This is a genomic window from Pirellula sp. SH-Sr6A, from assembly GCF_001610875.1.
Lineage (GTDB): Bacteria > Planctomycetota > Planctomycetia > Pirellulales > Pirellulaceae > JBKCUI01.
This window is the reverse complement of the sequence record NZ_CP011272.1, coordinates 2,875,187-2,896,445: the sequence shown is the minus strand read 5'-3', so window position 1 is coordinate 2,896,445 and position 21,259 is coordinate 2,875,187. Positions and strand designations below refer to the sequence as shown.

Sequence of the window (21,259 nt, the reverse complement as noted above, 5' to 3'; positions counted from 1 at the left end):
GACTATCCATGAACGCCCGGTCTTTCCGTTGGTCTCGGATGCAGCCTCGAAAACCCGAAGCGAGCACACCGGCGGAGATGGTCTTGACCCTCAAGCTTGACAAGCCCATTTCCGATTTGACATGGATCCAAAAGTCGCTGTTGTTTGCCGAACTTTCGAGGCTATCCTACGCATCCCCTGAGGCTGTCGCGAAGATCGCCTACCACGCAGGGTTCGATCGCTGCGATGATGTGGAGCACGATGGCGCAGAAGGCTACGTGCTGGGCAATCGGCATGATTGCATCATTGTGTGCAGGGGAACCGAACCTAACCAATGGAACGACATCCGCGCTGATGCCAATGCCTGGACCATCGCGTCGGAAGTAGGTCGAGTGCACAGCGGATTCTATACGGAGGTAAACGATCTTTGGCCAAAGTTAGAGAATAAGATCAAGGAGAATCAGCTCCCTCTCTGGTTTGCCGGCCATTCTCTGGGTGGAGCTATGGCAGGCATCTGCGCCGTGCGCTGCAAGCTGGCGCCTATACCATCCGATCCCAAAGCTATCTTTACTTACGGTGCACCACGCATCGGAGATCGCAAATACGCTTCATTTCTCAAGATCAAACATTACCGGTGGGTGAATAACAACGATGTTGTTCCCCGGGTTCCACCCATTTGGCTTGGCTACCATCACATGGGGCAGGAAATCTATCTCAACAGGTATGGCCGAATCAGCTCGATCAAATCCTGGCTTCGAGTCCACGACCGCTTCCGCGGACTTCTTACATCCCTGCGGCTATGGAAACTCGACTACTTAAGCGACCATTCCATGGTGGAGTATATTTCCCATATTCGAGCTCTATTCGAGCAAGAATTATCGGGAAGAAAATTGCGAAAGCCTCGTCACGTCCCGTCGCAATAACGCCCCATCAACTCCACTCCATTACTCAAGCAATCCCCACAAGTGTCCCCGACCTCGTGAGTGTCCCCGACCTCGTGAGTGTCCCCGACCTCGTGAGTGTCCCCCGACCTCGTGAGTGTCCCCCGACCTCGTGAGTGTCCCCCGACCTCGTGAGTGTCCCCCGACCTCGTGAGTGTCCCCCGTCCTCGTGAGTGTCCCCCGTCCTCGTGAGTGTCCCCAGTACGCGTGAGTGTCCCCAGTACGCGTGAGTGTCCCCAGTACGCGTGAGTGTCCCCAGTACGCGTGAGTGTCCCCAGTTCCGGTGTCCTGAAAAATCTTTTTGGCGCCCCCTTCCCCACTCTTGTATCTGGGGTCTCGAGACGCTCCAATCACTTCTATGCACAGGATCGTGCCCGGCAACCCGAACGAATCGCCCCTTGTTTTGCCGATGTTTTCCCTTTCGCCCAAGGAATTCAGATCATGCGCAGCGCCCGCGCCGATATCTACCGTCCCGACGAAGTCGCTACGGTCCACACCATCGCCACCATTGTTCGCAAGTACTTCTTGCTCGGCGATGATGCTCTCACCCGCAAAGATCACAGCCATCGCGGTCTCTGGATCACCAAGCAGATCGAGGAGCAAGCCCAGTACTTTGGCATCGACGTCCTAGGTCATGCCATCATGAGCAACCACTTCCACTCGGTCTTGCGGTCTCGCCCCGACATTGTCCAAGAGTGGGACGATACCGAAGTGGCCAGGCGCTGGATGTTGATGTGTCCCAAGAGGAAGAACAAAGACAAGACTCCAGCGGAGCCCAACGAAAAGGAGCTCGATGCGATTCGCACCAAGCCCGAGAAGTTGAAAGAGATCCGATTGCGGCTCAGCGATATCTCTTGGTGGATGCGCATCCTTTGCCAGCGAGTCGCCAAGCGCGCCAACCTGGAGCTCCAAGAGACGGGCCGTCTCTTCAATGGCCGGTTCAAGGCGGTGCGGTTGCTCGATGACGAAGCCATCTTGGCCTGCGTGAGCTATGTGGATTTGAATCCCATCCGCGCCCAGGTAGCCCAGACGCTCGAGGCATCCCAGTACACGTCGGTAGCCCAGCGGTTCGCAGCCCTGAAGCAGGAGCTCGCCAAGTCAGAACCGCCCCCGGAGGGGACTCAAACGCAATCGCCGCAGTTCCCAGCGCCCAGCGAAGATCCTGCCTTGCCACAGCGTCTGTTACCAGACGCGTATTTAGCCCCGATAGAGCTGATCGATGAGAGAGGAAGCCAGGGGAGCAAACCGAGCAAGACGAAGAAGCGTTGCAGTGACAAGGGCGTGGTACCGTTGTCATCGATGAACTATATCCAGCTATTGGATGCGACGGCGAGGATTATCCGGGAAGGCAAGAAAGGGTTTACACCCGAGGAGGTGCCTCCGGTGTTGGAGCGGTTGGGATTGGATCCCGAGCGTTGGATCGACTACACGACCCATTTCAGTCGAATGTTCTCATTGGCGGCTGGAAGTGTGCGCAGTATGAAGGAGGCTCGAACGCTGGTCACCCAGCGGCAGATCTACTGTCCGCGATTCCAGCGACCTTCTTAAGAGCTTGTAGCCTTCCAGGCAGCGAGCATCTTCTTCTTTGAGAGTGACCCTTGGAGCGGCACTGGGTTCGCCGCTCCGCGCCTCGAGAGTCAAACGGTCCAAAAACCCGTCATTGACCGCCCCTCGGCCCCCATTCCCCTCGAACCACCCCCTCTCGCCCCCACCTTCGGGGGGCCACTCCCCACCTCCCCCCCCCTCCCCACCCCTGGTGAGTGTCCCTAGTGTCTTTGGGTCAAAAAATGGTGAGTGTCCCCAGTTGGTGGTGAGTGTCCCTGGTATTTGGGGGGAGTGCTCGCCGGAACGGCTAGGCGTGGTGAAGGCGTGGTGATGGGGGATTGAGAGGAACGACAGGAAGCTACTGCGGAGGGGCAGTGGCTACCTAGGAGAATCAAAGGCCATTTGCTGGAGAGGATACTAGCTGATTCGTGGGCTTCGGCGAGGGAATGCGATACTTGGCCAAGACGTTCTGCGCGTTTTCTCGAAAGGTAAGAAGCGACGGATCGCTCATTAGATATCCCTTGTTGGCCCGAACCACAGCCAATGCCAGAGACTGTTTGGATTGCCAATGTGCGAGCTTGTACCCGCGAATATCTTGGTAGGGATTTTCAAGCTTGGCTGTAATCTTGGGAATAAGATGGATTCCGTCGTCGGCGTGTAAAAGCGTGTAGTGCATCGCCACATAAAGAGCAACGATACCAACCAATACTCCGGATCCAAAGCTTCCTAATCGACTCATTCGCATCCTCGCTTCTTGACGTTCTCGTGAAACGGGGATGTACCAGAAACAATCCATGGAAATCTAGTCAGAATCTCTCAAGTTTCGGGGGTCGCGTTTGAAGCGGGGATGCTCTCCACCCCGGGGACGCGATCCGAAATCGGGACTCGCCGAAGCAACTGAACAGATACGTCGTTATGAATTCCAGGGATGCGAAATTACAGCCCACATCTAGCTTGGACTGAACGGGCTGTTGGTAATCCATGCCGGATTGCTAGCGTTGTTGAACATCCCCTCTATTTCTCGCTTGACCCATCAAAAGCGGAAACGCTACTTTCTGTGTGGTTCCAATCCATTATCTTTCGTTCGACTTTTGGGGGCGTGATTATGTCGAAGGCTGCAGGGAAGCAAGCCAGTGTTCCGTTACTGGATGTCAACCGTGGCAACCGGGAGCTTCATGAAGAAATCATGGAAGCGATCGAGTCTGTCGTATTGAGCGGTCGATTCCTGCACGGCCCCGATGTGGGCGAACTGGAGTGTGCCATCGCGGGTACTTGCCAAACTAAACATGCAATTGGGGTGGCTTCAGGGAGCGATGCACTGCTCCTAGCGTTGATGGCTCTCGATCTGCAACCCGGGGATGAAGTAATCGTTCCCAGCTTTACCTTCTTTGCAACAGCCTCGGCGGTATCGCGACTTGGAGGGATCCCCGTCTTTGTCGATATCGATCCCCATACCTTCAACATCGATCCGTCGCTCGTTGAAGCGAATATCTCGTCCCGTACACGAGCTATCATTCCTGTTCATTTGTTCGGGCAGTGCGCCGCCATGGATCGCATCGGTGCAGTCGCTCGTTCTCATCGCATCCCTGTAATCGAAGACGCCGCGCAAGCAATTGGCGCTTCCTATTTGGGTAAACCGGCGGGCGCTTGGGGGGATATGGGGTGTCTCAGCTTCTATCCGACTAAGAATCTTGGCGGTATGGGGGATGGTGGTATGATGGTTTGCCAAGACGACGATCTTGCGGCGAAGTTGCGATTGCTCGCGTCGCATGGTATGTCGCCGCGGTACTACCACAAAGTACTCGGCATCAATAGCAGACTCGATACCCTTCAAGCCGCCGTATTGCGAATCAAACACCGAAAGCTTGACGAATACAGTCGTGCCCGTCAGAAGAATGCCAGCCGATACCACGAAATGTTTCAAGCTCGTGGCCTGACGAATTGGATCGAACTCCCATACCAAGCTCCCGAGGCGCATCATGTATGGAATCAGTATGGGGTTCGGGTTCGGGACGGCCTCCGAGATAGCATGCGCAAGCACTTGGGCGAATTGGGTATCGGAAACGAAGTCTACTACCCGGTTCCTTTGCATCAACAGGAATGTTTCCGCGAACTTGGTTACTGCGACGGCAGTTTGCCCCATACCGAACAAGCGGCAGCGGAGATTCTTCACTTGCCCATCTATCCAGAGTTGACGGAAGCAGAGCAAGATTCCGTTATCATGGGAATTGAACAATTCTACCAATCTGCTTCGCTTCGGCGCGCGGCATAACTACTCAAGTCTCTGGCAACCTAGAAATAAAGAGATCGATGACAAAGGTTTTGGTTTTGGGAGCCCATCCCGATGATGCGGAATACTTCGCAGGCGGACTCTTGGCTCGACATGCTCACGCAGGGTCCGAAATACGGATCGTGAGTGTCACCAATGGTCAATCGGGACACCAGTCTATTCCTTCTTCTGAGCTCATTGCGATTCGTCGACAAGAGGCAGCGAGTTCCGGGGCTGTGATAGGAGCCACCTATGTCACAGGAGAATTTCCAGACGGCTATCTACAACCAACGCTGGAACTGCGAGAGTTTATTATCCGAGAGATACGTCAGTTTGCCCCTGATTTGGTTCTCACCCATCGCCCGTTTGATTACCACCCGGATCACCGAGCGGTTGGGCAAGCGGTGCAGGACGCCTCGTACATGGTGCTGGTGCCAAAAGTCGTACCAGATTGCCCGCCCCCCATGCACGAACCCCTCGTCGCCTACATGAATGATTTGTTCACACGTCCTGCACCGTTTCGTGCAGACGTGGTGCTGGATGTAACGCCGCAACTCGATTCTATCTTGGCGATGATCGCGTGCCATCGCTCGCAATTCTTCGACTGGATGCCCTGGATCGACCGCATCTCCGACCAAGTCCCTAAGACCGTGCCGGAACAGCTTGTCTGGCTCCGTCGCTGGTATCTCGAGCGAATGGGAGCTCGCACAGAACGTTTCTGGAAAGGTGCAGGTAACCCCCTCATCGTGGAAGCGTTTGAGTTTTCGGAGTATGCGGGTCGCCCCAATGCAACACTTTTATCCAAACTCTTCCCTCCCGATCGGTAAAGCAGACGATCGCCACCGCATCGTCTCGATATCGCGACAGCTTGGCATCGCATCTGCTCGTCATCGAATCACGAAGGCAATCCGTCGATCGCTTGAAGTAACTTCTCCGCGCCGTGCCGGACGACGTCATCGGTTGGGAGACCCGTTTCCGCTTCGGTCTTGTCGATTTCATAACGAACTTCGGCGTCGCTTAAACCGTGCGTGTTGAGCGCGATACAAGCCACTCGGGTTGGTGCAAAAGTCCCACCTGCATGCGCGACGGTTTCATACATGTGAATCACGTCGTTCAAGTGTGGGATCTTGGCCCACTCCGTAAATCGGATGTGTGTCCTATATGACTTGTGGACCAGGACCATATGGGTCGCTTGCGATCCACGAAGCAATGGAAGTGTTGCGGTAGAGGCTGGATTCAAAAACGAACCTTGCCCTTCGATCCAGATAACATCGTGCCCCTTTGCGCACTCGATCACTTCCTGTTGGACTGCACCTCCGGCAAAATCGATTCGGACCGCATCGAGGGGGATTCCATCGCCCGCTAGCATGATTCCAGTTTGCCCCGTCGCCATGAACTTGGATCGAATTCCGCGAGCCTTTGCGGCTCGGTCAAAGGCAATTGCTGCCGACATCTTACCAATCGACATGTCGGTTCCCACAAAGAGAACGCGTTGGCAAGGGAGGAGCCTCGCGGATCCATTGGCGACCCCTAACCCATCGGGTTCCTGTCGAATGTCCCAGATCCACTGATTCGGCTTAAGATTGCTCGACAAACGTGCGTCTTCGTTCAGCTTTACGTGAAGCCCGTTCAGTACATTCATACCCCCTGCTACCGCATCTTCGATATCGCAAAACCACTCTTCGGGCAATCGCCCTCCTCCCGGCGCAATTCCGATCGCCATCGTCGATGGTTTGAATGCAAGAGATTCTTTACCCGAAGCGACGATTGGAATCGGTTGGTCGAGCGGTATTCCCGTGATTTCTCGCAGATCGCCACCAGCATGCTTTTTGTCGATGACGACTACCACTCGTTCCGGTGCAAATCGAAGCATCGCCAAGCCCGTTTTGCCTCGATCCGAGGTCAAACCATCGTGCATGAGCAGAGCGAGTTGGTCGTCGGCGCGGTATAGCGGGTGCCTAGGCATACTGGATCCCTAATCCTGGAGTGTCTTGATTTACCAAGAAGCCGTTCTCGAACGGTTGACCCAGCGTCGGGTCGTTGCTGATGTTCAAATGACTGTCGAGGTCGATGTAGTCAATAAGGGAAGCCAGTTGATGTGCAGCACCATTCCCTAAGGCGATATTGCCGTAGCAGCCAGCCATCGTTTGCAATCCCATCGCCTTGGCGATCGCAATCATGCGCAAGGCTTCGGAAAGCCCACCCACTTTTGTGATTTTGATATTGATTCCGTCGACATAAGGTCCCCAAGTGAGGACATCTTTTGCAGACCTGCAGCTCTCGTCGATAAAGAGAGGCAGCGCGCAGCGACCATGCAGGTCTCGTAGCATTTCCACTTGATCGACCGGCAGTGGCTGTTCGATATGGACTACACCTCGATCTCGCAGCCAGCGCGACATTTCTATGGTCGTCGCCACATCCCAGCCTCCATTGGCATCGATTCCGATGTAAGCCTCCGAAGGTGCGATCTCTTTGATCGCCTCCAACATCGCTTTGTCTGCTTCTATGCCGGCCGGGGATCCGAGCTTGACTTTGATACCTCGAATGACGCCTAGCTCTTGCCACTTCCGCAATCGTTCTTGCGCGCCCTGAGGTGTGTTGATACCGATGGTCACAGAGGTGGGGCCCGTGGCGGATTTTTCCAAACCCAACATTTTCCAAACCGGAAGCCCGACCGATTTCCCCATCCAATCGTACAAGGCCATGTCGATGGCAGCGCGAACCGACGCACCAACTCCTTCGCTGCGCAATCGGGTTTCCACTGCCCAGCGTTGCGTCGCGTGCATCGACCCAAGCCATTGGGCGGCACTCGCAAGGTCTCGCTCGATCTGCTCGATCGATTCGCCATAGCCTGGGATTTCGAACTCAGCCGCTTCGCCAAGCCCGATGATACCATCGCATTCGATCTCGACGACGCAACTGGACGAGCCCGCCGAACTGCTGCGGCTAATCATCAACGCCACCCGTTTGGTCAACTCGTAGCGGCGAAAGCGAAGTGTAATCGACATATCTTGAAATGCACGATCGAACGAAGGAAACCAAACCCCAAAAGCAGGCTAAAGCTTACCGAACCGCGTGGAAATAGCCTAGCTACCCCCTCTGCAGAATCCTTGTTAGCAGAATCCTTAACGCCCGATCTTCATCGCGATCCATTCCTTGAACCAAAGGTGCAAATCTCGCACAGCACCTTGGTTAGGAATGAAGTCCAGCACGGTCAATGGTTCCCCCAGCGTTGCGGACTGGTAATCGCTCGCGATTCCGTCTGCAACAATCCCTCTCGCTTTCGCCAACTGAAGCGCTCGGGGAAGGTGTAGGGCGCTGGTCAGGATCGCGCACCGTTTCTCTCGCCACCACTCCGGGTGCGCCTTCAGTTCATCCATCTCGGATGATGTGTTTTGACCTCCGATGGACATTATCCTTTCTTCGGGCACTCCTAACTCCTTCCAGAGTTGGATCGTTTGCGAAGTTGGCTTGTCGTCGTCTTCAAACCTTCCCGCAAAGGTAGACTTCATCGTCAAGACATCGCCCGTCGTCACCAAGAATTCGACCAATCCACGATGGAACAATCGGGCTGCCGTCGCGACTCTGTCGCCTGCATCTCCCAATTGGGCATTTCCGTCAGGTCGCTTCGCCGTCCCACCCCCCAGCACAATGATATAGTCATAGGATGGAATTTCTTCCCAAGCGCGAGCATCTCCACGCGACTCCCACTCTCGAAGGATCGTATCCTTTGTGTAGTTGCACGACACAACCCACACGAAGATGGCCAAACCCCTTGCGATCCGTGAAGCTCCTTTCTGCCCCCGTTTGGCCATCACGCTACCGATCCAAAGCAGGCCGAATAGGGTGATATAAATGGGCTGAGTGAAAGCTGTCAGGACTTTTTCAACCACCGACTTTCCGCCTAAGCTCGCGGCGATGATCAGTGGAATCGCGACGAGCAAGCTGCTGATTCGAATAAAGCTGCCCATCCAATCGACGAGCGACGAGTGGGGTGGGGTGGCGCGAGCGCGAGCGGACTGCGTTTCGATGCGTTGATTCATTCCATCCGGTTTCTGTTTTTGTTTGAGTCTTCCTGTGTCTTGGTCTCGCTTTATTTTTCCGGCAGCTTGATGACTCCTTGCCAATCCGCGGGGGGAGTTCGACCATGCTGAGCGATGAAGACCGTTAAAAAGTCTTTCACCCGATCCTCCGCAGGAACTCCATGGAGCAATCGGAAAGCTTCGTTCCAATCTCCCGATTGCAGTCGGTCCAAGGCTTCCTCGTAAATCGCAATGTGCTCGTTTTTCAAAACAAGGTCCCGGTCTTCTGGCGGAAGCAATTCGCTCACGGTTAGGGGTGAATTGCTACCGACTGGCAACACTCTCGCAACGCGTCGAACGCGTGCGAAGGATTGGTAGTCGAGCCGATAAAGGTGCGCGGCTGTTGTTTCATCGATAAGGATCGGTGCACGCAGTTGTTTCGTCATGCTCTCCAGGCGGGAGGCTAAGTTGACGACCGGTCCAAAAACGGTCACCTTGACTTGATCCACCGTCCCGATCCTCCCCGCAACCGCTCGCCCGGTTGCGATTCCGATCCCCGCTCGAAAACCAGCTAACGGATGCGACTTGATCGCCGATGCAGCTTCGAACTCGGTACGGATCGCAAGGGCCGCCTGCGCAGCGCTCAATACACTGTCTTTTTGAGGAAGGGGCCAACCCCAGAACCCCATGGCCGCGTCCCCATGAAAGTCTCCCACAACACCATTGCTGGCGAGGATATGGTGGGTCATGACCCCCAGCGCGTCGCTGACGCGCTGCAGAAGCTCCAGAAGCCGATCGCTCGACTCCTCGCTCTGCCGCGTAAAACCCCGCAAGTCGCAGAAGAGAACGGAGACATCGACCTCTTTAGGGGCCAGTACATCATCGGGATGTTGGGCTGCCAGAGCCTGTTGGACCACCGGTGCAAAGAACGGGCGCAACGAATCCTGTCGGCGTTGAAGCAGTCGCATTTGACGCAGCGAACTGAGTGTCGTCGCCGTCAGTTCTGCAAACTTCAAGTCATCCTGCAGATCAATCTCAAAGGCTGCCGTAGCATCCCGCAACGGTTTATGGGGAAGCAGTGTGGTAAAGTCCCCCGCAACATAAATCGCCCAACCCGGGCATGCTTCACTGAGGATTGGGGTGCAGAACGCCCAGTCGACGTTCTCGCTCTGCGTATAACTGGCAGCGTGCGATGTGGATGCCCCGTGCGCTTCCGCAGAGCGGCTCCAAATGTGCAAGGTGCTTTGCTTGGTTCGAATCGCTTGCTCGATCAATCGCGCCGACGGAGAGAATTGGGCTCCTTGGGTGCTCCTCGCATCCCAGTGCAGGAGTCGGACCCCTGCCTCGGTCAGTTCACCAAAATGGCGGCTCGCCGAGTCGAAGTTCGCGTTGCGAGAGCGGAGGGATGCACCCGATTCCGATCCGCCGGTCGATGCAGGTGCCGTCGGGAGCGAACGTGTGTCAGCGATCAATGCGACCAACGCGGCTTGCGGGATGCCTTGCATCAGAACATTCACGACCCGCACGCATAATTCCTCATCGGTGCTACTGCCCGAGATGATTTCTGGCAGCCGGCTCAAAACGTCGATCCGACGATCCGCGTCTCGGTATCGCGTCTGCCGCAAGAGGGCAGGAGCGTAGCTCAGCTCGGTAAGGGCAGGTGGTTCGTCGGATTGCGACATGACACGGATGCGTTGATCCACCAGGCTGAATGTCGTCAGTCCGATCACGAAATGCTCACCGATGCCAATATCGAATTCGTCTTTCCGAAGACCTCGGTAAAAGATTGGATTTCGCGAATCGATCAGTCTGGAAATTTCAAGCCGCTTTCCGTTCCATATCAATTTCGCATGGTTGCGAGAAATGCGATCATCCCAAGGAACGGACCAACCGACGGCGGTCCGCCCAAGAATGATCACGTTTCCGGTCCCTTCCGTTTTGGGAAGGGTTCGACGCCAACGGTCTGTAGGAGCAGGGCCTTGAGCGATCAAATCTGGCATCGCAACTTCACCATCCAACTGTTTTCGGTTCTTCAACCAACCGGAATTCATTCACTTCGAGAAGTGGTCTATCATAAGGTAGCTCTGACCGAAGACCTAGCCATTCCCTGCAGTTAATGAATACCCGCAGTGAACAAAGGCCTCGATGACCTTTCCCTCACCAGAACACTGAATCCTGCAACCATGGAAAGTGAGTTTGCGAACCAACAGATCGCTTGGATGCACCAGCTCGACCAATGCTTAAGTCACGTATGGATGGTGAGAGCGTTCCTCAAACACTCCGAGGAAGCGGCAGAGGATGAGGAGCTCGCGGAGGTGCATCGCGAACTTTACGACTACATGCTCGCCCTTGGCCCTTCGCTCGACCAAGGCGACGCCTCGAAATACTTGCGAATCGCCCAAAAGAAATTCTCCAAGCTTCGAAAGAGCATGGAATGGTTTGTGGAATTCCAACCCGAGATCTCGGGGCACATGAATTTTCGAATGGCCGCCAAATCGCTGCAATTAACTGTCGGCCAGATCGAACGGATTCTTCGCGAGGTGGAAGTATTCCAGTCTGCCCAGGTGACCGGCCCCTCCACGCCTACGGACACTCGCGAGGACGACCATCCCGACGGTGGGGACGATTTTACGCTTTCGTATTCCGATCCTCGCGACGATCGATAGTACATTGCCCGATACAATTTGCCCTAGCGATTCCGCGCGATCGCCGCTGCCATCCGTTTTAACTGATTCCAGTCATCCATAAATTCCAGTCATCTATAAACAAGTGCCACAGTGAAGTCCGATCCGAACAAAACCGACACAGGACCTAGCAAGCTGGAGTTCGAGGCGATCGGCCCCTACAAAGTCCTCGGCCTTCTCGGGCAAGGGGGAATGGGGACGGTCTACCATGCGATGCATGTCAAGTCTGGGGAACAAGTCGCTGTCAAGGTGATCGCGTCGGCGATGGCGCAGCATCAGCGATTTCGCCGACGATTCGACGCCGAAATCCAAACCTTGGTCAAACTGAAACATCCCGGAATCGTGCAGCTCATCGGTTTCGGCGAAGAGAAAGGTCTCCTCTTCTATTCGATGGAATACGTCGAAGGAGAGAACTTGCAGCAGTTGCTCCGCCGGGAGAAATCCCTTCCTTGGGAACGTGTCATCGATATGGCAATCGAGGTTTGTTCCGCCCTTAAGCACGCTCATGACTTCGGAATCATCCACCGCGACCTGAAACCCGCGAACTTGATGATCACCACAAAAGGTTCCGTTAAGCTTACCGACTTTGGCATTGCGAAGCTCTTTGGCGCATCCGAGGCAACCGTAGAAGGATCGGTCTTGGGCACGGCGGACTTCATGTCGCCCGAGCAAGCGGAAGGAAAGCCGGTCAGCGTTCGAAGCGATTTGTATGCGCTCGGCAGCGTCTGCTATGCCTCCCTCACCGGCCGCGCTCCGTATCAGGGGAAAAGTATCCCGGAAGTTCTTTTTAATGTTCGCTACGGAACCTTCCCCAAAATCCAAGAACTGGTACCCAAAGCGCCCGCCGAGCTTTGCAAATTGATCGAGGAACTCCTGGAACGAGAGCCTTCGAAGCGCCCTCCTACAGGACTGGTCGTCGGAAATCGATTCCAGTCCCTCCGTGTCGGCTTGAAGCAACGTACGCAGTCCGCCTCGGATGCTTCGAAGGAGGGAGTCGATGCAGGAAAACTCAAGGAACTCACCAGCATCGATTTGGATGAAAGCTCATCCCTCCTCGGAGGTATCAAGGGATTAGTAGACCAAACCGTCATACGCGATCCTTATCAACCCGATGCAAAACAAGTCGAATCCCCCGAGTTTTCCAGTGACAATCTCCCCAAAGGAACGAGGGAGGCGTCCCATGTGGTCGGCCCGCATGACAAAACAATTGTCCAGCCGTCGATGCCGCAGAGTCCTTCGCACGCAGGAATACCTGAACGACCCAGCGGTATCGACTTCATCGGAAAAACCTCGTTTACCGAAGTCAACGATGACGATCGAAGACGGTCGGCCACGACCTTTCAAGCCCCTGTGGAAGAAAAGTCACCTTGGGGGCATTGGGTGGCGATCGGTACGCTCGCAGCCGCGTTGATTGGGTGCATCGGATTGTTGATATACATGCTGCAGGCTCCCAGCGCCGACACACTTTACAAACCAGTTGCGATCGCCATCCAGCAGGATGAGGAAGAGTTGTGGCTGGATGCCGAGGACTTTGCGATTCGGTTTCGGGAGCTTTATCCAAACGATGAGCGGATCGGGGACATCGAAGGAGCGATCCAAGAAGCCGAATCGATCCGTAGTATTCGTCAGCTGCAGCGCAAGGCGCGCCGTGGGATCACGGACCAGCTCAGCGCGATCGAGCAAGCGTATTTGGAGTGCGTGAAGGCTCAGGGGCTCGGGTCGCAAGAGGCGGGAGCCAAACTAGAAGCTTTCCTCGTCCTATTCGGCGCCGATACATCGCTAAGTCCACGAGAACAGACCCTCGTCACGCACGCCAAAAAGTCGTTGGACGAACTTCGGGCCTCCCAAAAGGTGACGGCGAACGAAGCCTACACGGCGCTGAAAGAAAAGATGGATTGGGCGGACACGCACCTCACTGCGGTAGCAAAAGCCAAGTGGTTACAGTCGATGACGGAACTCTTTGGCGACAAAGCTTGGGCGAAAGAGCTACTCCGGCGCGCGAAGGATGAGTTGACGCGGACCGAAACTAATCCGTCGGACCAACCGTCCAACGAGCCCTAATTCAGCTGTAAGTACGCCGCTCGAATCCACTTCAACCGAGAAAGTTCGAAAATCCCATGGGGATCGTTAGTGTCCAGCAGTTAGGGAAGCGGTACGGTGAATTTTGGGCGCTGCAAGACTGTTCGCTAGAAATACCCGAGGGGTCCGTGTTTGGATTGTTGGGGCCCAACGGCGCAGGGAAGACGACCCTCATCCGCTGTATGCTGGGGTTCATTCGTCCCAGTCGGGGAAAGGCCTTCGTGGAGGGTTTTGACTGCGAGACCCAGTCGTTGCCCGTGCGCGAGCGGGTGAGCTACTTGCCTGCGGAAACCAAGCTGTTCCGAACCATGAAGGGCGAGGAATGCTTGGAGTTTTTTGCCAGCATCCATCCCCGCGGCGACTTGGGGCGTGCGAAATCGATCGCGGACCGGTTGGGGCTCAACCTGAACCGTCGCGTCGCGTTCATGTCGACTGGGATGCGACAGAAGCTTGCGATTGCATGTGTCCTGAGCTGCCGAAGTCGCGTGATCATTTTAGATGAGCCGACCGCCAATTTGGACCCTACCACGCGCCAGACCGTTCTCGAACTGACCTCGGAAGCGAACCAGCAGTTCGGCGCCACCGTTGTTTTCTGTTCCCACGTGATGTCGGAGATTCAAGAGATTTGCCAATACGCGGCATTTCTGAAATCGGGGACGGTCGTGGAAGCGGTCCGTCTCGACGCGATCGAGCCAGTCCATCGTGTCCGCTTCAAGTCCTCTGCCCCCGATTCGGCATCTGTACTCTTCCCGGGTAACAAGTTTTCGGTGGTGGGTTCCACGGTCACTCTCGAGCTGCGCGGAGAAATCACTCCTTTTCTTCCCTCGCTTCAGTCTTCGGAAATACGAGACCTGACCATCGATCTCGCATCAGTGCAAGTGATTTATGATCGTGTTCATAACCTGGGTTGATGGCGCAGGAGACCGAGAGGGGCGAAACGGTCTCTGCAGAAGGTTTGCAAACCTGATAAATCGTTGGGCGTCCACTCCGCATGGAATAAAATATCCCGCCTCGGAACTTCTTGAGTCAAACTCTCTCTAAAGTTGGGATTTCCGGAAAAATCGTTACGGATGGCGCATCTTGCGGAGCGCATGAGACGACTGGTTAATTTGGGCGGTCTAGGCAAGATCGCGATTGAAAACCGGTCGGACGCCAAGTAACCTCACAATACGGGAGTTTAGAGGGATGTTCCGTATCTATCTAATTTTCCCGCCTTGCCATTCCTTTCTAGTCAACGGTGGAAGAATCAATGACTGTTTCGCCAAAGCGTCGCCTTCGCGGTTCTAAGGATTTTAAGCGTACCGACAATGCCCTCGATCGCAGCTGGCTTGTGCGTTCCCTTAGGATGGAGTGGCTTGAAAAGCGAGAGTTGATGGCCGCCGACGTCGCCATGTTCCAGAATCCGTTGATCGCGTACGACGTGGACGGAGACTTCGCTGTGTCTCCGTTAGACGCGTTGACGGTGATCAACCGGATCAACGAGGACGGGACCGGGTCGCTTCAAGGGCAGGCGCCTGGCGATAGCGACGGTTTCATCGATGTGGATGGAGACAACTCTCTTTCCCCGCTCGATGTGTTAGGTGTGATCAACTACATCAACCGAGGGGAAGGCGAGAACGGCCCCACGAAGTTGGCGGCGGTTCGCTATGAATTTTACCGTGTTAACGCGGATGGGTCGCTGGGCGCTTTGATCCCTGATGCGAATCCTGCGACGACAGAGCCCGATGCGGTCATTGGAACCGGCGAGCGGGTCGTGGTTCGAACCACCATGGCGGACCTTCGATCTCCCGCGACGACGTCGACGACAGCTCGAGGCGTATTTAGCGCCTATCACGACTTGAATTTCACGAATGCCGACCAGTCGACTGCCGAGCGTCTCCAGCTCCAGTGGAGCGACTATTACCGCATTTCGTTTAGCCCCCTCGTCTTTGGCGGTAGCGTGACGTTCCGATGGGGCGATAAAACCGCGACCGTGACGCCGACCCTCTCGGGTGGGGCGATCAGCGCGAGTGGAACTTTGGAAGCGGTCCGCACGGCGATGAACAGTCTGTTCGGTGCTGAGAATGTGCGTGTGAACCCAACCGACCCTTTCACACCGGGTGTCTCCGTCATCAACCCCATTTACGAAGTTCACTTCCGAGGTAGTTTGGCACGGCAGGACTTGTCTCCCAATTTGGTGATCGACAGCAGTTCTCTCAATGCACCGAACGGAGTGACTCCGATTACTTTGGCAGGGGCACCCAGTCTCGATCCAGAATTGGAAGTCATCACACGTGCTGCTTTAAATCACAATATCGACAACGGATCTATCGTTAGCGCGGGAGTTCCTTCTCCGATCGTTCGATATACAAACGGTCCCGCTGGCGCACTGCTTGATTCCACCGGCGCCACACGTACCGTAAACCGCTTGGGAGGTTTCGCAAATGTGACGTCTCCTCAGGACCCTGAGGTCGCTCAGCGATACTTGGGTGTGGTCGATGCGATGTTTTTGGGAGCGGGCCAAGGCACGATCCTTTTGAACGGATCGATTACTCCAATTGCTACCGGTGCATCGGGTAACAATCTCGGGATTGCACTTTTCGGTAATGCTGGAGATCGGGCTGAGTACTTGACCGCCGACCAAGTCGTTTTGCCGACCGGAACGATCACGATCATCGACCGCTTGAGTGCGGTCGCCGACACCTACACCTTCCAAGAAGACTTGGGAGGAATCACCCCGCCTACTATTATTCTCAACAGTCCCGGGGTTCTCGATAACGACATCAGCCGCAATGAGGCGGGAGCTTTTGTTCCTGCGTTGCAGGTCGGCACTGTGATTACGTCCGTAGAAGCCATCGTCGGTGGAACGGCAACCTTGGTATCTAACGACACGCAGATACGATTCGCGCCGACTGCTGACTTCAACGGTCAGGCGATCCTGCGTTACAACATCCGCAATCGACTTGGTGATACAGCCACAGGTACCGTCACCATCAATCTCACACCGGTGAACGATGCGCCTCGCGTGATTGGAAGTTCTTTCAGCACGACGGAAGATATCCCAACTCCCGGTTTGGTTTTGACCCCATCGCAAGTCTTCGTGGCCGGTCCTGCCGATGAAGTTGCAGCACCGAACTCTCAGACCGTTTCGTTCACTGCGGTCAGGACCACCGCGGCAACCAATGGTTCCGTTTCGCTGACCGGCGGCAACGTTCAGTATATTCCTGCTGCAGATTTCTTTGGTACTGCGACGTTCGTCGTCGATGGCCAAGATAGCGCCGGAGCGATGACGACCAATATTACGGTCACTGTTACTGTTTCTCCTGTAAACGATGCTCCTGCTGTGGTGACGACGACTTACACCGTCGCAGAAGACAGCGCTGTGACGATCAATTCGTCGCAGATCTTTACTCCTGGACCTTCCAACGAATCCTCGCAAGCTGTCACTTTGTCGATCGTGACTCCTCCGGTCGCCGCGACCGGAACGGCGACGATCAATGCTCAGGGGCAGTTGGTGGTTACTCCTGCTCCGAACTACTTCGGAGTGATGAGCATTCGTGTTCGAGGAACCGACAATGGAACAAATCCAAATAACCAAAGCACAGAAACCGATCTGACCATCAACGTGACGTCCGTCAATGACGCGCCGATCGCAGTGGACGATACCGGGGCAGCTCGCTTTACGGTTTTGGCCCTTGGAACAGCGACCGAACTCAATGTTCGCCAGAATGACCTAGCTGGTCCTCCGCCCGAGAGCGAAGCGATCACGGTGACCGCCGTGACCACACCCAACATTGGTTCGGTATCGGTGCAAAATGGCAGCGTATTCTTCACCGCTCCGACCGATCCTGCGGTGTTCGGCCAAACCGCACGATTCAGTTACACCCTCCGTGATGTAGCTGGGCTCACCGATACTGCAGACGTGGAAGTCTTGATTCTTCCTCCTGCATCTCCTTACGCACTCGATGATGACTACCGTGCGAATGCCGCACTCCAGATCAACGAGAACGATAATGGCGACGAGTTTACTTTCGACGTGCTCGCCAACGACTTCTCGAGTCTTCCCGCCACGCGAGCCCTCACGGCAGACCCTGTCCTGGTGAGTGGTGAAGGCGTATTGGGACGGTCTGGAAACCTCATTACCTACCGTCCGCCAGCGAATTTCTTTGGTGAAGTCGTATTCACTTACGAGATGACCGACGGTGATACCGTTGTCGAGCCGAACGAGCGACGCATCGCGACGGCTACCATCAACGTGGTACCTGTGAATGATGCACCGATCGCAGAGGCACGTACCGTTGCGGGTATCGAAGATACAGCGCAAACCATCACGGCTGCCTCGCTGAACCTTAGCTCTGGTCCTCGCGAATCGGACACGCTTCGATTTACTACTGCCGCCATGGTGGACCCCACCAACGGAACGGTGACGCTGGAAAATGGTAATATCCGGTTCACTCCAGCCTTGGACTTCGTCGGACCAGCCGTCATTCGCTATGTGGTGACCGACAATGGCACACCGAATCTCCCTTCGGCAGAGAGCTTTATCACCATCAACGTAGCACCTGTGAATGATGTACCGGTCGCCGTTGCTGACAGTGTTTCCACGGCGGAAGACACCAGTTTAACGATCACCATCAGCAGTCTGCTAAGCAACGATCGACCTGGACCAGCTAACGAAGGAAGCCAGACACTCACGTTTGCTCCCGTGGTAGGAACCGTGAACACAACCCATGGAACTATCCGTCAGTCCTCGGTGGGTGGCGAAGATGTATTGATTTACACTCCGAACGCAGACTTCAATGGATCGGATAGTTTCACCTATCAAATCAACGACGGACAATTGGAGAATTCGACTGCTTCAGGAACCGTGAGCATTCGAATCACCGAAGTCAACGACGCTCCGACTGCCAACACCATTACGAAGAGTGTCTTCGCGGGTGTGGCGACGGTATTCGATCTGACACCCGAGTTGGCGGCGATGTTCAAAGGTGCGGCGAACGAGAGCAATCAAACCTTGCGAATCGTGAGCGTCACACAAGGAAGCAGTCCGCTAGGCACATTGGTCCTGAACGCAAACGGAACTTTGACCTACACCGCACCTCTCGGAACCGAAGGTCGCGAGACGTTTAGCTTTGTCATCGAAGATAACGGTACCACCAACGGCGTTGCAGATCCCAAACGAGCGACTGGTTCGTTCAATGTCGATATTCTCCCCTTCATCCCCAGCAGTTTCCGCGGATTCGTCTACGTGGACGATAATACCAACGGAGTTTTAGATGAAAACGAATTGCGCATCAGTGGAGCGGATGTAACTCTGACGATCGCGGCAGATCCGAATATCCCTGGTTCGACCGCAGTCCAGCGCAAGGCGGTTACCGAGGCAGATGGCAGCTACAGCTTCGATCTCCTACCACCCGGTGCCTATTCGGTTTCGTATGTCGTCCCCATCATGACGGTAGACGCTGCGGGGGCCAACTCGGTGACACGATCGATCGTCGCCCCCGGTGACGTTAACGAAGTTGTCAACTTTGGAGTTCTCGGTGTCACGGCACGCTACTCCCATATCCTAGAAAACCTTTCGAACAACTATTATCTCCGCGATGGTGAATTGCGAACGAAGGGGATTTATGCAGCGATCGGAGCCGATGGCAATTCGGAATGGACGATTGCTCGCGGAGGATTTGAAGGAGACTCGTTCCACGAAGTCGTCCTTAGCGACGATGGCACCAAGGCGTATCTCACGGCAGTTCGCGGACCTAACCATGAGGTCTTTACCGCGACCCTTTCCAAGAGTCAGTTCGTTCAAACGATGGACACCGATACCGGCAACCGTATTGTGCGCGTCCTGGCACGCAGCTCCGATTTGAGCTGGCAGCGTGTCGACTTGGCCGCCCCGCCGGCGACCGTGACGGCTCGAAAATACCTCGATGCCGTGGATGAACTGTTCGCAACCGAAGGTTGGTAATCCCGCGGGGGAGGCCGATCAGAGCGTTGAAGATTCGAAAAAGCGAGGTGATGAGCCTCGCTTTTTCTATTCCCTATAACCCGCACACTCCGCCAAATCGTTGCAAGTATTGGGGTTTTCCGAATCGATGCAGTTGGGAGAGACCGCTCTGGAACCGAACCCGGTGCATGATGGAGAAGCCCTAAACAAGCCTTTTCCGGAGTCTTACGACTGTGAGTGTAGGTTCTCTCGCCAAGCCCGATTCCGACTTGAGCACAATCGATCCTAGAAGCACGCCGACCCAACTCGCCCAAGACTCACTCGCATCCGGCCTTGCGTTTATGCTCGTTGCCAATGTCGGACAGCGGGCAATCGGTTTCTTTCGCAATCTTAGCTTCTGCAGATTTCTTGATGATGGCGGCCTTGGACTCTGGGCGCTCGCCAGCAGTTTTCTACTTCTCGCAGCCCCTCTCGCTGTTCTCGGATTGCCCGGCACGTTTGGCAAATTGATCGAAAGCTATCGACTTCGCGGTCAATTGCGCACCTTCTTGCTGAGAGTGATTGTGGTAAGTGCGATGGGTGTCGCATTCGTTTCGACATTGCTCTTGGTAGCGAACCCATCAACTGGCAATTGGATCTTCGGCGCTGAGACAGGCCTGAGTGCGATGAGCATCTTAGTGATCGCATTGCTCAGCGTGGTGTTATTCAACTCCACCACCGAGTTGCTGAATGGCCTTCGAAAGGGGCGCGTCGTCTCCGCGATGCACACCGTTAACTCGCTGAGCTTTACAATGTTCAGCGTCTTAGGTCTATGGTTCTGGCCGGATTGGCGAACCATTCTCATTGCATTCGCAGCCGCTTCGCTTTGCGGTTTGCTTCCTTCCTTGGGGAGCTTGGTATGTGTTTGGAGAGAGACTGGAGGTACATCTCAACCGTTATCGAATCGTGCGATGTGGAATCGAGTGGTCCCTTTTGCGCTGAGCATCTGGGCAATGAATCTTCTATCGAATTTATTTGATGTCGTCGATCGATACATGCTTTTGTATCTGGCACCTTCGCAGGAAATCGGTGCAGCCTTGGTCGGCCAGTTTCACAGTGCGAGGATCTTGCCGCTTCTACTAACGAGCCTGACGATGATGTTAAGTTCGCTTCTTCTCCCCTACTTGGCGGCGGACTGGGAGAGCGGCAACAAACATCGAGTGAAAGAGGCGCTCCAACTCACGTCGAAACTTTCCATGGGGTTCTTTTTCCTGCTATCGATCCTTTCGTTGGTCATCGCTCCTCCATTATTTCATCATTTTCTCGAAGGTCGCTTTAGCGAGGGATTGGCGATCATGCCTCTTGCGTTAGCCCACTGCTGTCTCTTGGCCACGGCGACGTTGCTACAGAATTACTTCTGGTGCATTGAGAAAGGACGAGTAGTCGGGTTCATTCTCGCGTTGGGGCTTTTGGTCAACCTTGGTCTCAACGCTTGGTGGGTTCCAATTTATGGTCTTGAAGGAGCGATGGCGGCGACTGCGTTGGCGGGCGCGTTCATTCTCCTTATGACTTGGTGGTCCCTGTCTTGCCATGATGTTGGATTGGATCGAACCAGCGTTGTCTTAAGTCTCCTGCCGGTGGTGCTTCTGTTGGGTGCCTTACCTTCGATGTGCGTCGCAGCGGTGGTGATTGTTTTGACCAGTCGTACTTCGATCATTCTTGGACGAGAAGAAAAAAAACGTATCGACGAAGCGATCCTTCCCCAACTCCGTCGAATCGGGTTACCCATCCGAACTTTATGGCACATCGGTTAGAATCCTTTATTCATTATCCAACTC

General features: G+C 55.0%; 14 protein-coding genes. 9 read left to right on the top strand and 5 right to left on the bottom strand.

The window, feature by feature from the left end:
* Positions 1-8: 8 nt before the first annotated feature.
* On the top strand, positions 9-902 hold the full coding sequence (locus VN12_RS11370) for a lipase family protein (protein ID WP_146676947.1): 894 nt from the start codon (positions 9-11) through the stop codon (positions 900-902).
* A 459-nt stretch (positions 903-1,361) separates the two neighbouring features.
* The gene (locus tag VN12_RS11365; RefSeq protein WP_146676946.1) at positions 1,362-2,468 is read left to right on the top strand and encodes a hypothetical protein; all 1,107 of its coding nucleotides are present in this window, start codon (positions 1,362-1,364) and stop codon (positions 2,466-2,468) included.
* Between the two features lie 388 nt (positions 2,469-2,856).
* Here the strand turns inward: VN12_RS11365 and VN12_RS11360 are convergent, their stop codons facing one another.
* The gene (locus VN12_RS11360) at positions 2,857-3,204 is read right to left on the bottom strand and encodes a hypothetical protein (protein ID WP_146676945.1); all 348 of its coding nucleotides are present in this window, start codon (positions 3,202-3,204) and stop codon (positions 2,857-2,859) included.
* Between the two features lie 366 nt (positions 3,205-3,570).
* Between VN12_RS11360 and VN12_RS11355 the strand changes: the two genes are divergently transcribed.
* Positions 3,571-4,737 (top strand): DegT/DnrJ/EryC1/StrS family aminotransferase, encoded by a 1,167-nt coding sequence (locus VN12_RS11355; protein WP_146676944.1) that lies wholly within the window; start codon positions 3,571-3,573, stop codon positions 4,735-4,737.
* Positions 4,738-4,775: 38 nt separating this feature from the next.
* Complete coding sequence (locus tag VN12_RS11350; RefSeq protein WP_146676943.1) at positions 4,776-5,561, top strand: PIG-L deacetylase family protein; 786 nt, start codon at positions 4,776-4,778, stop codon at positions 5,559-5,561.
* Positions 5,562-5,629: 68 nt separating this feature from the next.
* On the opposite strand, the gene VN12_RS11345 is transcribed toward VN12_RS11350, so the two are convergent.
* From VN12_RS11345 to VN12_RS11330, 4 genes are all read right to left on the bottom strand, one after another.
* Complete coding sequence (locus VN12_RS11345; protein ID WP_146676942.1) at positions 5,630-6,700, bottom strand: DUF1611 domain-containing protein; 1,071 nt, start codon at positions 6,698-6,700, stop codon at positions 5,630-5,632.
* Positions 6,693-7,742, bottom strand: a complete 1,050-nt coding sequence (locus tag VN12_RS11340; protein WP_146676941.1) for a dipeptide epimerase — start codon at positions 7,740-7,742, stop codon at positions 6,693-6,695. The genes VN12_RS11345 and VN12_RS11340 overlap by 8 nt, the downstream gene beginning before the upstream one ends.
* Positions 7,743-7,859: 117 nt before the next feature.
* Entirely contained in the window at positions 7,860-8,777 is a 918-nt protein-coding gene (locus VN12_RS11335) for a YdcF family protein (protein WP_146676940.1), read from the bottom strand.
* Between the two features lie 50 nt (positions 8,778-8,827).
* Positions 8,828-10,807: an adenylate/guanylate cyclase domain-containing protein gene (locus VN12_RS11330; RefSeq protein WP_146676939.1), complete on the bottom strand. Its 1,980-nt coding sequence runs from the start codon at positions 10,805-10,807 to the stop codon at positions 8,828-8,830.
* A gap of 132 nt (positions 10,808-10,939) precedes the next feature.
* Here VN12_RS11330 and VN12_RS11325 point away from each other — a divergent pair, with 132 nt between their 5' ends.
* The 5 genes from VN12_RS11325 (at position 10,940) to VN12_RS11305 (ending at position 21,235) form a co-directional block, all read left to right on the top strand.
* Positions 10,940-11,422 (top strand): amidohydrolase, encoded by a 483-nt coding sequence (locus VN12_RS11325; RefSeq protein WP_205855251.1) that lies wholly within the window; start codon positions 10,940-10,942, stop codon positions 11,420-11,422.
* Positions 11,423-11,533: 111 nt separating this feature from the next.
* Complete coding sequence (locus tag VN12_RS11320; protein WP_146676938.1) at positions 11,534-13,501, top strand: serine/threonine-protein kinase; 1,968 nt, start codon at positions 11,534-11,536, stop codon at positions 13,499-13,501.
* Positions 13,502-13,557: 56 nt separating this feature from the next.
* Positions 13,558-14,430, top strand: a complete 873-nt coding sequence (locus VN12_RS11315) for an ABC transporter ATP-binding protein (protein WP_146676937.1) — start codon at positions 13,558-13,560, stop codon at positions 14,428-14,430.
* A gap of 338 nt (positions 14,431-14,768) precedes the next feature.
* Positions 14,769-19,463, top strand: a complete 4,695-nt coding sequence (locus VN12_RS11310; protein ID WP_146676936.1) for a tandem-95 repeat protein — start codon at positions 14,769-14,771, stop codon at positions 19,461-19,463.
* Between the two features lie 212 nt (positions 19,464-19,675).
* On the top strand, positions 19,676-21,235 hold the full coding sequence (locus tag VN12_RS11305) for a lipopolysaccharide biosynthesis protein (RefSeq protein WP_146676935.1): 1,560 nt from the start codon (positions 19,676-19,678) through the stop codon (positions 21,233-21,235).
* Positions 21,236-21,259: the final 24 nt, after the last annotated feature.

What these genes read in the sequence shown, in the direction of transcription:
- VN12_RS11370 (WP_146676947.1), top strand. Translation starts at nt 9, where the DNA reads ATGAACGCCCGGTCTTTCCGTTGGTCTCGGATGCAGCCTCGAAAACCC.
- VN12_RS11365 (WP_146676946.1), top strand. Translation starts at nt 1,362, where the DNA reads ATGCGCAGCGCCCGCGCCGATATCTACCGTCCCGACGAAGTCGCTACG.
- VN12_RS11360 (WP_146676945.1), bottom strand. Translation starts at nt 3,204, where the DNA reads ATGAGTCGATTAGGAAGCTTTGGATCCGGAGTATTGGTTGGTATCGTT.
- VN12_RS11355 (WP_146676944.1), top strand. Translation starts at nt 3,571, where the DNA reads ATGTCGAAGGCTGCAGGGAAGCAAGCCAGTGTTCCGTTACTGGATGTC.
- VN12_RS11350 (WP_146676943.1), top strand. Translation starts at nt 4,776, where the DNA reads ATGACAAAGGTTTTGGTTTTGGGAGCCCATCCCGATGATGCGGAATAC.
- VN12_RS11345 (WP_146676942.1), bottom strand. Translation starts at nt 6,700, where the DNA reads ATGCCTAGGCACCCGCTATACCGCGCCGACGACCAACTCGCTCTGCTC.
- VN12_RS11340 (WP_146676941.1), bottom strand. Translation starts at nt 7,742, where the DNA reads ATGTCGATTACACTTCGCTTTCGCCGCTACGAGTTGACCAAACGGGTG.
- VN12_RS11335 (WP_146676940.1), bottom strand. Translation starts at nt 8,777, where the DNA reads ATGAATCAACGCATCGAAACGCAGTCCGCTCGCGCTCGCGCCACCCCA.
- VN12_RS11330 (WP_146676939.1), bottom strand. Translation starts at nt 10,807, where the DNA reads ATGAATTCCGGTTGGTTGAAGAACCGAAAACAGTTGGATGGTGAAGTT.
- VN12_RS11325 (WP_205855251.1), top strand. Translation starts at nt 10,940, where the DNA reads ATGGAAAGTGAGTTTGCGAACCAACAGATCGCTTGGATGCACCAGCTC.
- VN12_RS11315 (WP_146676937.1), top strand. Translation starts at nt 13,558, where the DNA reads ATGGGGATCGTTAGTGTCCAGCAGTTAGGGAAGCGGTACGGTGAATTT.
- VN12_RS11310 (WP_146676936.1), top strand. Translation starts at nt 14,769, where the DNA reads ATGACTGTTTCGCCAAAGCGTCGCCTTCGCGGTTCTAAGGATTTTAAG.